Annotated in this window: 12 protein-coding genes; 3 read left to right on the top strand and 9 right to left on the bottom strand. The window is 67.8% G+C overall.

Features of this window, described 5'->3' with window-relative positions; translation table 11 throughout:
* The 9 genes from GOARA_RS02820 to GOARA_RS02780 all read right to left on the bottom strand — a co-directional run.
* A partial coding sequence (locus GOARA_RS02820; RefSeq protein WP_007320773.1) for a DUF4262 domain-containing protein occupies positions 1–490 on the bottom strand: 490 nt, incomplete at its 3' end.
* Between the two features lie 61 nt (positions 491–551).
* Entirely contained in the window at positions 552–1,403 is an 852-nt protein-coding gene (locus GOARA_RS02815) for a mycofactocin-coupled SDR family oxidoreductase (RefSeq protein ID WP_007320772.1), read from the bottom strand.
* A 2-nt stretch (positions 1,404–1,405) separates the two neighbouring features.
* Positions 1,406–1,732, bottom strand: a complete 327-nt coding sequence (locus GOARA_RS02810) for a cupin domain-containing protein (protein WP_007320771.1) — start codon at positions 1,730–1,732, stop codon at positions 1,406–1,408.
* Between the two features lie 40 nt (positions 1,733–1,772).
* Entirely contained in the window at positions 1,773–3,023 is a 1,251-nt protein-coding gene (locus tag GOARA_RS02805) for an MFS transporter (RefSeq protein ID WP_007320770.1), read from the bottom strand.
* A complete protein-coding gene (gene narI, locus GOARA_RS02800) occupies positions 3,020–3,772 on the bottom strand; it encodes a respiratory nitrate reductase subunit gamma (protein WP_007320769.1) in 753 nt (250 codons plus the stop codon). The genes GOARA_RS02805 and narI overlap by 4 nt, the downstream gene beginning before the upstream one ends.
* Positions 3,769–4,485 (bottom strand): nitrate reductase molybdenum cofactor assembly chaperone, encoded by a 717-nt coding sequence (gene narJ, locus GOARA_RS02795; protein ID WP_007320768.1) that lies wholly within the window; start codon positions 4,483–4,485, stop codon positions 3,769–3,771. Before narJ ends, narI begins: the two co-directional genes overlap by 4 nt.
* The gene (narH, locus tag GOARA_RS02790; RefSeq protein WP_007320767.1) at positions 4,485–6,140 is read right to left on the bottom strand and encodes a nitrate reductase subunit beta; all 1,656 of its coding nucleotides are present in this window, start codon (positions 6,138–6,140) and stop codon (positions 4,485–4,487) included. The genes narJ and narH overlap by 1 nt, the downstream gene beginning before the upstream one ends.
* Positions 6,140–9,859, bottom strand: coding sequence for a nitrate reductase subunit alpha (locus tag GOARA_RS02785; protein ID WP_040521513.1), 3,720 nt, complete (start codon positions 9,857–9,859; stop codon positions 6,140–6,142). The genes narH and GOARA_RS02785 overlap by 1 nt, the downstream gene beginning before the upstream one ends.
* 139 nt (positions 9,860–9,998) lie before the next feature.
* Positions 9,999–10,478 carry a Dps family protein gene (locus GOARA_RS02780; RefSeq protein WP_007320765.1) on the bottom strand — a complete coding sequence of 160 codons (480 nt, stop codon included), beginning with the start codon at positions 10,476–10,478 and terminating at the stop codon, positions 9,999–10,001.
* Positions 10,479–10,839: 361 nt separating this feature from the next.
* On the opposite strand from GOARA_RS02780, the gene rpsH reads away from it, so the two are divergent.
* The 3 genes from rpsH to rplR are packed head-to-tail and all read left to right on the top strand — an operon-like array spanning position 10,840 to position 12,190.
* Positions 10,840–11,238 (top strand): 30S ribosomal protein S8, encoded by a 399-nt coding sequence (gene rpsH, locus GOARA_RS02775; RefSeq protein ID WP_007320764.1) that lies wholly within the window; start codon positions 10,840–10,842, stop codon positions 11,236–11,238.
* A 10-nt stretch (positions 11,239–11,248) separates the two neighbouring features.
* Positions 11,249–11,785, top strand: coding sequence for a 50S ribosomal protein L6 (gene rplF / locus GOARA_RS02770; protein WP_007320763.1), 537 nt, complete (start codon positions 11,249–11,251; stop codon positions 11,783–11,785).
* A gap of 3 nt (positions 11,786–11,788) precedes the next feature.
* A complete protein-coding gene (gene rplR / locus GOARA_RS02765; protein WP_007320762.1) occupies positions 11,789–12,190 on the top strand; it encodes a 50S ribosomal protein L18 in 402 nt (133 codons plus the stop codon).

Genomic DNA, 12,190 nt, shown 5'->3' with positions numbered 1-12,190 from the left:
GGGGTTGGTCAATGCTCGGCAGGCGGTAGCCGGCCTCGCACGGGAACACCCCGCACGGGTCCGGCCAGACGATCTGGACGGCTGGCGCATCGGGGAACAACGCCTTGCTGACGATCAGGTCGGAGGAGTCGATCATCGCGACCAGCCGAACCGGTAGATCGAGGACATCGCTGTTGAGCGTCGCGTTGGCATCGACGATCTTGTCCCACTGGTAGGTGTGCAGCTGGCCGAGGACCTCGGCGAGCAGGTTGTACGAGGTTTGCGGGTCGAGTCCGTAGACGGCGAGCTCGGCGACTTCGTGCAGCGGTGCTCCGATGGTGTAGGCGAACGGAGTCTCGGGCCCTTCGCAGTCCGGTGATCGGTGATCGCAGTGCTCGCTCACGGCGACGGCCGCCCATCCGTTGCGGTGCACCCGCTGGAGTGTCTCGTTGATCAGCGGGTCCGGGTGCCGGTCGGGGAGGGAATCCTGATTGTGGGTCCGGTGGGTCATTGTTCGCTCCTTTGTTCGAGGTGCGTTTCATTGGACCACCGGGGTCTGACAATGATTCCGATCAGTCGGGCACGCCCGACGGCAGGGACTTGAGCAGGGCCCCGGCCTCGACCTTCAACTGCTGCCCGGTGACATAGCGGGCGCCGTCGGACACCAGGTACGCCACGGCTTCGCTGATCTGCTCCGGTGGCAACAGGGCCACCGGCATGTTGTGCAGCGTGGCGAAGACGCCTTCGACATCGTCGAAGGTGGGATTCTCCACATCCGGGCGGAACAGGCGGTAGAGCCCGTCGTTGTGGACCATCGGGGTGTCGATGTTGCCGGGGTGCACGGCGTTGACCCGGATGTCGCGCGGGGCGAGGCTGCGGGCGAGATCGTGGACCAACCGGGCGACGGCCTTCTTGGAATGGGCGCCGAAACCGGCCTCCTTGGATTCGAAACCGGGCATGAAGGCGGCCATCGAGCTGACGCAGACGATCGCGCCGCCGGCCTGCAGGTGCGGAAGCGTCGCCTCGAGGGTGTTGATCGTGCCGCCGAGATTCACCGCCACGGTGCCCAGCCAGGTGACCGGCGGGTGCTGCTCGCCGACGGGGCTGATACCGGCGTTGGCCACCACGATGTCGATGCGGCCGAGCGCGGCGATTCCCGTGGCGACCGCCTCCTGCAGGGCGGTCCGATCGCGCACATCGGCGACGTGAGTGCTGATCCGGCGGCCCAGTTCGGCCACCAGCCGCTCGGTCTCCGCCAACTCCTCGCGGGTGGCCATCGGATAGCCGGCGTTCTCCACCTCGCCGCAGATGTCGATGGCGATGATGTCGGCGCCATCGCGGGCCAGGCGCAGGGCATGGCTGCGTCCCTGGCCGCGGGCGGCGCCGGTGATGAGGGCGACCTTGCCGTTCAGTCCATCGGCCATGGCTACAGCCTGACCGTCAGCAGGACCACTGAGTCCTCGTCGGCCGCTAGGCCGTGCCGGACCGGCGGGATATCGAGCAGATCGCCCTGGGCGGCGGGCCACGTCTGCTCGGCCGAGGTGATGTGCACCTTGCCGCGCAGCACCAGCAGGGTGGCCTCGTCCGGACTTTCGTGATCGCTCAGCCGGCTGCCGCCGGTCATGGCGATTACCGTGTGGCGCAGCCGGTGGTCGCCATGGCCGCGGACGGTGCGCGCCGCTCGCCCGGACTTGTGGGCATGCGCATCCGCCAGCAGTTCCGAGCCGAGGGTGGATAGCGAGACAGTGCTCATCGGGCGGGCCTTTCCGTCGGGGGCTGTTCCTTCTGGGACGTCACGTAGGCCTCGCCTGCGCATCGCCAGTCTCGGTGGGGGCCTTGGGAATACCGAAGATGGTGAACAGGCACGCGGCGCCGGCGGCCGCGACGAGCAGCCCTAGGCCGAGCGTGTAGCTGTGGGACACCTCGTCGTAGGTGGCGCCCATGATCAGCGGTGGGAAGAAACCGCCGAGGCCCCCGGCCGCGCCGACCAGTCCGGTGACGGCGCCGACCCGGGCGGGCGGTGCCGAGATCGCGACCCAGGCGAAGACCGAGCCGGCTCCCATCCCCATCATCACGGCCATGAGGATGAAGTCGACGCCGGCCAGCCACGGCATCGTCGGCTTGGCGATCATCCAGACCGCGAGCACCGCCGCACCACCGCACGAGATGGCGGTGATCAGCCGCGGACCGAACCGATCCGACAGGGCGCCGCCGATCGGCCGGGCGATCACCGCGGCGAGTGCGAAGCCCGCCGTGCGGGCACCGGCCGACTTCAGATCGGCGATGTCGTAGACGTCGTTGAGATAGGTCGGCAGGTACGTGGAGAACGCGACGAAGCCGCCGAAGGCCGCGGCGTAGAGCAGCGACATCTGCCAGGTGATGGGCAGTTTCAGCGCGTCGACGAGCTTGGGAAGCGCGGGCTCGGTGTTCGGCGACCACGACGGTGCGTCGCTCATCCAGAGCCAGCACGCTATTGCTACGACCACGAGGGCGACGGCGATGATGACGTGGGCCGGGAAGTAGCCGAACCACTCCCGGAAACGCGGGGTGAAGAAGGCAGACAACGCGGTGCCGCCCATGCCGGCGCCGAATACGCCGGTGGCGAACCCGCGGCGGTTGGCCTCGTACCAGTTGTTGAGGAACGGGATGCCGGCGGCGAAGCTGGTACCGGCGACTCCCAAGAAGAAGCCGACGACCACCATCATCGGGTAGGACTTCATCTCCCCGGCGACGGCCAGCAGCAGGACGAACGGCACCGACAGCAACGACAGTGCCGTGAACATCACACGCCCGCCGAACCGCGGTGTCAGCACACCCACGACGATCCGCCCGAGCGATCCGACGAGGATGGGCACGGCGATGAGGATCGACTTCTGCGACGAGCTGAGGTTCATCTGGTCGGGGCTCGCGTAGAAGACGCCCAGGGGGGCGATGAGGTTCCACGCCCAGAAGGTGATGGCGAACGCCAGGGTGGCCAGCACCAGGTTCTTCGTCTGGTCCCGGTGCACCGTCGACGTCGGCGGGGGAGCTGCCTCGGTGGTCATGAGCGGTCTCGATCCGATGTGCCGATGGGGGCCCACGCCTCAGAGTTCCGCCCGGCGCCGGGGGTGCGCTTCACGTCGCGGCTGCGGTAGACGATGTAGGGCCGGAACAGGTAGTGCAGCGGTGCGGTGAAGATGTGCACGAGCCGCGTGAACGGAACCAGGATGAACATCAGCATCCCGATCACCACGTGCACGTGGAAGCGCAGCGGCGCCGCCTCCATCGCGGCGATGTCGGGCTGCAGGAAGAAGATCGAACGGAACCACGGGGAGACGGTTTCGCGGTAGTTCACGCCGGGGCCGTGCGGGTCGATCAGGCCGACGATCGTGAGATAGGTGCCGGCCACCAGGGCGGACACCAGCACCAGGTACATCAGCTTGTCGTTGGCGGTGGTCGCGGCGAACACCGGACCGACGGTGCGCCGCCGGTAGATCAGGATCGCCACGCCGATCAGGGTGGCCGCCGCGGCGACTATGCCGCCGCCCGCCGCGACCCAGTGGTAGGCCGTTTCGCTGATGCCCACCGCCTGGGTCCAGGATTCCGGGATGACCAGGCCCATGGCGTGACCGGCGATCACCGCCAGGATCCCGTAGTGGAACAGCGGCGAGCCGATCCGCAGCAGGCGCGACTCGTAGAGCTCGGAGGAACGCGTGGTCCACCCGAATTTGTCGTACCGGTAGCGCCAGATCGTTCCGCCGATCACCGCGACGAGGGTCAGGTACGGCAGGACGCCCCACAGGAAGATGCTCATCGTCGGCTCCTTCCCGCAGGCGATGGTGCCGCCATCTCGGCGGTCGTGAACAACGGCATGAGGCGCGGATCGCCGGCCTCGAGGCCGACCTGTTCGACGGTCTCGGGGGCACCCCGCAGTGCCAGGGCGCTAGCCTTGTCGGCGGGGGACTCGCCCGGCAGCGTGGCGCACACCGCTGCGAGCACCTCGGCGTAGGGCGAGTCCTGCTCGATCAGCGCCAGTCGGATCAACTCCAGTCCGGCACGATTCTCGATCAGCAGCTCCCGCCCGCTGCGCGGGTCGACGCGAGCGGCGAACTCCAACATGATCGGCAGGTAGTCGGTCAACTCGCCCCGGGTGTCGACGAGGAACCCAGCGTCGCGGTAGCGCCGCTTGATCTGGGCGAGCGCCGAGCCCCGGCGCCGGGTGTCCCCGTGGGACCAATAGGTGAGGTAAAGGGTCTGGCGGCGCGAGAGGTCGAACACGTCGACGTACTCGCGGCGCGACGCGGTGGGATCGGATGCGGCGATCCGGTCGACGAACCGGGTCAGCGCAGTGACGGCGGCCGACGGCGGTTGCTCGGCGAGCGCCGCGCGCAACAACTCCGCACGGCCGAGCACCTCGTCGTCGGGGTACTGCAGACACCAAGAGGCGACTTGATAGGCGACGCGGTCATCGGCCTCGGCGACCAGGCGGCGGGTGCGGGCGGCGGTGGCTGCGAACAGGTTACGCATCAGCGGTCTCCCGGGAAGAGTCCGGTCGGTGTCCCGTTGCCATCCCAGTTCAGCAGGTTGACGCGGTCCCGAAGGGACCCGGCGTCGGCGGCGCGATCACTGGTCTGGCGTTGCTGTAGTGCCTGGAAGGTCTCCACCGACACCGGCATGACGGTGCCGCTGGCCTCGCCGAACGGGCCCGATTCGTACATGCCCGGCCCGTCGTCGTAGTCGAGCGAGCACGCCATCTCCTCCAACTGGTGGCCCTGCTCGACGTGGGCGGTCGGGATCACGTATCGATCGGCGTACTTGGCGATCGCCATCAGGTGGTACATCTCGACCATGGATTCCTCGTCCATGCCGACCGACGCCGGGATCAACGGATTCGGTTCCCGGCCCAGGGCGATGTCACGCATGTAAGACCGCATGCCGGCGAGTTTGCGCAGCACCCCGGTGACGACGGCGGTATCGCCCGCGCTGAACAGTTCCGCGAGGTACTCGACGGGAATCCGCAGGGTGTCGATCGCGCCGAAGAGGTTCTCATGACTCTCGCCGTCGTGGCCCTGCCCGGTGAGCAGGTCGACGATCGGCGACAGCGGCGGCACGTACCAGACCATCGGCATCGTCCGGTACTCCGGATGCAGCGGCAGGGCCACTCGGTACTTCTTGGCCAGCGCGTACACCGGCGACCGTCGGGCCGCATCGATCCAGTCGTCGGGGATCCCGCCTGCTCGGGCGGCGGCGACCACCGCGGGGTCGGACGGATCGAGCATCAGGTCGAGCTGCGCCTCGTAGAGGTCGCGCTCGTCGGGCACCGACGCCGCCTCGGTGACGCGGTCGGCGTCGTAGAGGAACAGGCCGATGTAGCGCAGTCGCCCGACGCAGGTCTCCGAGCAGACCGTGGGCTGGCCGACCTCGATGCGCGGGTAGCAGAAGGTGCACTTCTCGGCCTTGCCGGTGCGGTGGTTGAAGTAGATCTTCTTGTACGGGCAGCCGGTGATGCACTGCCGCCAGCCGCGGCAGCGATCCTGGTCGACCAGGACGATGCCGTCCTCGGAGCGCTTGTAGATCGCGCCCGACGGGCAGGAGGCCATGCACGACGGGTTGAGGCAGTGCTCGCAGATCCGCGGCAGGTAGAACATGAAGGTCTGCTCGAAGGACAGCTTGATCTGCTCGCCTGCGTCGTCGGCGAGTTTCTGGAGGACGGGGTCGAGTGCGCCGGTCGCGGCGCTGCCGCCGAGGTTGTCGTCCCAGTTGGCCGACCAGCTGATCTTCATGTCCTCGCCGGTGATCAGCGACTTGGGCCGCGCCACCGGGATGTCATCGCCGAGCGGGGCGCTGATGAGGTTCTCGTAGTCGTAGGTCCACGGCTCGTAGTAGTCGTCCAGCGTCGGCTGCACCGGGCTGGAGAAGATCGTGGCCAGCTTCTGGATCCGACCGCCGGCGAGCAGCCGCAGCTTGCCCTTGCGGTTGAGGGTCCAGCCGCCGCGCCAGGTGTCCTGATCCTCGTAGCGACGCGGATAGCCCTGGCCCGGGCGGGTCTCCACGTTGTTGAACCAGACGTACTCGGTGCCGGCGCGGTTGGTCCATGCCTGCTTGCAGGTCACCGAGCATGTGTGGCAGCCGATGCATTTGTCGAGGTTCATCACCATCGCGACCTGTGCCATGACTCGCATCAGTAGGTCACCTCCTGGCTGCGGCGGCGGATGACCGACACGATGTCGCGCTGGTTGCCCGTCGGCCCGAGATAGTTGAAGGCGTAGGACAGCTGCGCATACCCGCCGATCAGGTGCGACGGTTTGACCAGCAGCCGCGTCACCGAGTTGTGGATGCCGCCGCGCTTGCCGGTCGCCTCCGACTTGGGGACGTCGATGGTGCGCTCCTGCGCGTGGTGCACGTAGGTCACCCCGGCGGGGATGCGGTGGCTGACGACCGCGCGTCCGACGAAGACGCCGTTGGCGTTGACGCACTCGATCCAGTCGTTGTCCTCGACGCCGATCGCCGCCGCGTCCTCCGGCGACAGCCACGCCGTCGGGCCGCCGCGCGACAGCGACAGCATGAACAGGTTGTCCTGGTACTCCGAGTGGATCGACCACTTGTTGTGCGGGGTCAGGTACCGGACCGCGATCTCCATCTCGCCGGTCGGGCCGAGCTTCGGCTCGCCGAACAACCGGTGCATGTCCAACGGCGGGCGGTACAGCGGCATCGATTCGCCGATGTCGAGCATCCAGTCGTGATCGAGATAGAAGTGCATCCGGCCGGTCAGCGTGTGGAACGGCTTCTCCCGCTCGATGTTCAACGTGAACGGCGCATACCGCCGACCGCCGGTCTCCGAACCCGACCACTCCGGCGAGGTGATGACCGGCTGCGGCGAGTCCTGCGTGTCGGCGAAGGTGATGCGCTTCTCCTCCGACCCGGCGGCCAGGTCGACGAAGGGCTTGCCGGTCCGCTCCTCGAGCTTCTCGAACCCGTCGACGGCGAGTTCGCCGTTGGTGGTTCCGGAGAACATCAGGATCGCCTCGGCCAGCTTCTCGTCGGTGTCGATCGCCGGGCGCCCGTTGGCCGGGCTGTTCGCCCCCATCATCACGCCGTTCTGCGCGGCCAGCTTCGCCATCTGCGACCCGACGTCGAAGGTCACGTTCTTGACGGTGAAGCCCAGCTTGTCTGCCAGCGGGCCGACCGAGGCCAACTTGTCGGCGATGGCGGTGTAGTCCCGCTCGACGACGACGAACTGGGGCAGGTTCTTCCCCGGGACGCCGGGGCGCCCGGAGTCGAGCCAGTCGTCGACGATGCCGTGCGGGTTGGCCGTCTCGCCCGGGGTGTCGTGCTGGTTGGGGGTGGCGACCAGGTCGCGGACGGTGCCCAGGTGGGTCTTGGCCTGGCGGGACAGCTCACCGGCCAACAGGTGGAACAGCTCGAAGTCGCTCTTGGCCTCCCACGGCGGATCGATCGCCGGGGTGAAGGCGTGGACGAACGGGTGCATGTCGGTCGAGGAGAGGTCGTGCTTCTCGTACCAGGTGGCGGCCGGCAGCACGATGTCGCTCATCAGGGTCGTCGAGGTCATCCGGAAGTCCGCCGACAGCAGCAGGTCGAGCTTGCCCTCGGGTGCCTCGTCGTGCCACGCCACCTCGCGCGGGTGCGGGGTTTCGGGATGCTCGACGCCGAGCACGTTGTGGTCGGTGCCCAGCAGGTGGCGCAGGAAGTACTCGTCGCCCTTGGCCGAGGAGCCCAGCAGGTTCGAGCGCCACAGCACCAGGGTGCGCGGCCAGTTCTCCGGGGCGTCGACATCGTTGATGGACGGCGTCAGACCGCCCTGGTGGAGTTGGTCGGCGACCCATGCGCCGGTCGACGGGGCCTGTCCTGCGTCGACCGCGGCCTGCGCGTCGTCGGCCACCTGCAGGGGATTGGCGGAGAACTGCGGGTAGAACGGCATCCAGCCCAGGCGCGCCGACTGGGCGATCGCGTCAGCGGTGTGCGGGTGGTCGAGCACCCCGCGCGACAGCGGTGAGGCCAGCGCGGTGGTCGAGTAGCCGTCGTTGCGCCACTGATCGGTGTGCATGTACCAGAACGACGTGCCCGGCTGCGTGCGCGGCGGCCGCGACCAGTCCAGTGCGTTGGCCAGTGAGATCCATCCGGTGATCGGACGGCACTTCTCCTGCCCGACGTAGTGTGCCCAGCCGCCGCCGTTGCGGCCCATGGACCCGGTGAGGTTCAGCAGCGCCAGGATCGCCCGGTAGGTGGCGTCGCCGTGGAACCACTGACAGATCCCGGCGCCCATGATGATCATCGAACGGCCCTGCGAGTCAACGGCATTGGTGGCGAACTCGCGGGCGACGCGGATCGCCGCCTGCGCCGGCACACTGGTGATCTCCTCCTGCCAGGCCGGTGTGTACGGGGTCGTCGCGTCGTCGTAGCCCGAGGCCCAGTCGCCGGGCAGGCCGTCGCGCCCGACGCCGTACTGGGCGAGCATCAGGTCGAAGACCGTCGTGACCAGTTTTCCGTTGATCCGGCGGGCCGGGACGCCGCGCCGCAGGACCGAGCCGCTCCCGTCGGGGGCGTCGAAGGCGGCGACGCTGATCGCAACCGGCTCGGCGGCCGGATCGTCGTACAGGCTCAGCCGTGGGGTGACGCCCTGCAGGTCGAGGTTCCAGCGGCCCTCGCCCGATTCGGCATAGCGGAAGCCCATCGACCCGTTGGGGGCGACGACGGTGTCGGTCGCGTCGTCGATGACGACCGTCTTCCAGGCGTCCTCGTCGTCGGTGCCCAGACCCACGCCGTCGGCCGTCACGAATTTGCCGGGGATCAGCGTGGCGGCGCCGTCATGCTCGTGCTCGTCGAGCTCGACGAGGAAGGGCAGGTCGGTGTACTTGCGGACGTAGTCGTCGAAGAAGTCGGTGGTGCGGTCGACGAAGTACTCGCGGAGGATGACGTGCCCCATCGCCATGGCCAGGGCGCCGTCGGTGCCGGCCTGTGCGGGCAGCCACTCGTCGGCGAACTTGGTGTTGTCGGCGTAGTCGGGCGAGACCGTCACCACCTTGGTGCCGCGGTAGCGGACCTCGGCCATCCAGTGCGCGTCGGGCGTGCGGGTCACCGGGACGTTGGAGCCCCACATCATCAGATAGGTGGCGTCCCACCAATCTCCGGACTCCGGCACGTCGGTCTGGTCGCCGAACACCTGCGGACTGGCCACCGGTAGATCGGCGTACCAGTCGTAGAACGAGGTCATGACCCCGCCGATCAACTGGATGAACCGGGTGCCCACGCAGTGGCTCACCATCGACATCGCCGGGATCGGCGAGAACCCGGTGCACCGGTCGGGGCCATAGGTCTTGATCGTGTGCACGTGGGCGGCGGCAGCCATCTCGATCGCCTCGTCCCACGACACCCGCACCAGGCCGCCCTTGCCGCGGGCGCGCTGATACGAGCGGCGGCGCAGCGGGTCGCCGGTGACGTCGGCCCACGCGAGCACCGGGTCGCCCAGCTTGGCCTTGGCCGCGCGGTACATCTCGACCAGCACGCCGCGGGCGTACGGGTGGCGCACTCGGGTGGGGGAGTAGGTGTACCAGGAGAATGCAGCCCCGCGCGGGCAGCCACGCGGCTCGTACTCGGGCCGGTCGGGGCCGACCGAGGGGTAGTCGGTCTCCTGGGTCTCCCAGGTGATGATGCCGTCCTTGACGTACACCTTCCAGGAGCAGGAACCGGTGCAGTTGACGCCGTGGGTGGAGCGGACGATCTTGTCGTGGCTCCAGCGGTCGCGGTAGAAGATGTCGCCGGCCCGCCCACCCTTGCGGAACACCGCTCGACCGTCGGCGGTCTCATCCCATCGGGTGAAGAATCGGCCGACATCTAGGAGGGCTTGTGCTGCATGACCTTGAACTTCCGGGGGGCCGCCCATAACTACAAACGGTAGTACCGATCGCCGGGGCGCGAAGGCGATTCGCCGGGTCCGACGAGAAGATCGGGGAGAAGGTCCCGGCAACGCCGACGGCGCCGCAAACCGGGTGGTTCGCGGCGCCGTCGCTGTGGGGGGCTGATCAGGCCTGGCGGGCCTGCCACATCCAGTGGAGCTGCTCGAGGCGGGCGGCGAACCCGATGAGCAGATCCTCGGTGACCGGGTCGGACTTGCCGCTGAGCTCGATGCGCTCTCGGATGCCGCCGATCACCGCGGCCAGGTTCTCGACGATGACGCCGACGACGTTGGTGTCGTTGATCCAGCCTTCGCCGATGCCGGTGGCGCCGGTGGTCTTGGCGACCGTCTCGGAGCGGCCGTCCGGGCTCACACCGATCGCGGTGGCGCGCTCGGCGGTGGCGTCGGAGAACTCGCGGGTGACGTCGACGAGTTCGTCGAGGTCTTCGTGAACCGAGGTGAAGTTCACGCCGACGACGTTCCAGTGGGCCTGCTTGGCGATCAGGCCCAGATCGATCAGGTCGACGAGCGTCGCCTGCAGGGCATCGCCGACGACCCGCTGGGCCTCGTCGGCGAGCACGCCCTTGATCGGTGCGGTGGTGGTCATGGTGATCACTCCTTCTCTCGGCACTGTGGTGCCGGTATACCTCTGGGGCTGTCGTACACGTCAATTCTACCATTTAATCTGGACTTAATCCAGTTTAGTAACCGGCCGAAACGGCCATCCGGACGGTGACGGAATCGTCGTCGGCGAGGATTTGGGTTCTCGGAGCAGGTTCTCTACACTGAAACGGTTGCCCGGGGTGAACTGTGCCCCCTGGGAGCCACAACTTCATACCCCGTCGGTGCCGGCGAAAAGCCAATGGCATCAACAGGGAAGAACCTACGCACAACTCCACTTCGTGGAAGGCCCACCGGTCACACGGCCGCTGTATGGGAACCGCTACGAGAAAGGTTGACGGTCAACCATGACCATGACTGACCCGATCGCAGACTTCTTGACGCGTCTGCGCAACGCCAACTCGGCGTACCACGACGAGGTGACCCTCCCGTCGTCGAAGATCAAGACGAACATCGCCGAGATCCTCAAGAAAGAGGGCTACATCACCGACTACCGCGTCGAGGACGCGAACGTCGGGAAGAGCCTCGTCGTCACCCTGAAGTACGGCCCGAGCCGGGAGCGCAGCATCGCTGGTCTGCGCCGCGTCTCGAAGCCGGGTCTGCGGGTGTACGCGAAATCCACCAACCTGCCCAAGGTGCTGGGCGGCCTCGGCGTGGCGATCATCTCCACGTCGTCGGGCCTGCTCACCGACCGCCAGGCAGCCAACAAGGGCGTGGGCGGCGAAGTCCTCGCTTACGTCTGGTAGGGGAACGCACATGTCGCGAATTGGTAAGAACCCCATTGAGATCCCGGCCGGCGTCGACGTCACGATCGACGGCCAGGACGTGAAGGTCAAGGGCCCCAAGGGCGAGCTCGCCGTCACGATCAGCGAGCCGATCGAGGCCGCGATCGAGGAGAAGCAGATCGTCGTCACCCGGCCCAACGACGAGCGCCGCAACCGTGCCCTGCACGGCCTGTCGCGCAGCCTGATCAACAACCTGGTCGTCGGTGTGACGCAGGGCTACACGACGAACATGGAAATCTTCGGCGTCGGCTACCGCGTGCAGGCCAAGGGCCGCGACCTCGAGTTCGCCCTGGGCTTCAGCCACCCCGTGCCGATCGAGGCTCCCGAAGGCATCACCTTCGCGGTGGAATCGCCGACGAAGTTCTCGGTGTCGGGCATTGACAAGCAGAAGGTCGGCCAGATCTCGGCGAACATCCGCCGCCTGCGGCGCCCGGACCCGTACAAGGGCAAGGGCATCCGCTATGAAGGCGAGCAGATCCGCCGCAAGGTCGGAAAGACGGGTAAGTAAGCCATGAGTGAAACAGCAACTGTGAAGCGCAAGCCGGTCGGCAAGGACGCGTCGACTCGTCGCCGCACCGCCACCAACCGCCGTCACTTCCGCCTGCGCAAGAAGATCGCCGGCACCCCGCAGCGCCCGCGCCTCGTCGTGAAGCGCAGCAGCCGGCACATCCACGTGCAGCTCGTCGACGACCTGGCCGGTCACACCCTGGCCGCCGCGTCCTCGATCGAGGCGGACGTGCGGTCGGCAGGCGGCGACAAGTCGGCCCAGGCCGCCAAGGTGGGCGAGCTCATCGCCAGCCGCGCCAAGGCAGCCGGCGTCGAGAACGTCGTCTTCGACCACGGTGGCCACGGCTACCACGGCCGGATCGCGGCTCTCGCCGACGCCGCCCGCGAGGGAGGCCTGAAGTTCTGA

Source organism: Gordonia araii NBRC 100433 (assembly GCF_000241265.1).
In the GTDB taxonomy this organism is placed as follows: domain Bacteria; phylum Actinomycetota; class Actinomycetes; order Mycobacteriales; family Mycobacteriaceae; genus Gordonia; species Gordonia araii.
The sequence above is the reverse complement of the archived record's forward strand: the minus strand, read 5'-3'. Positions and strand labels throughout refer to the sequence as shown.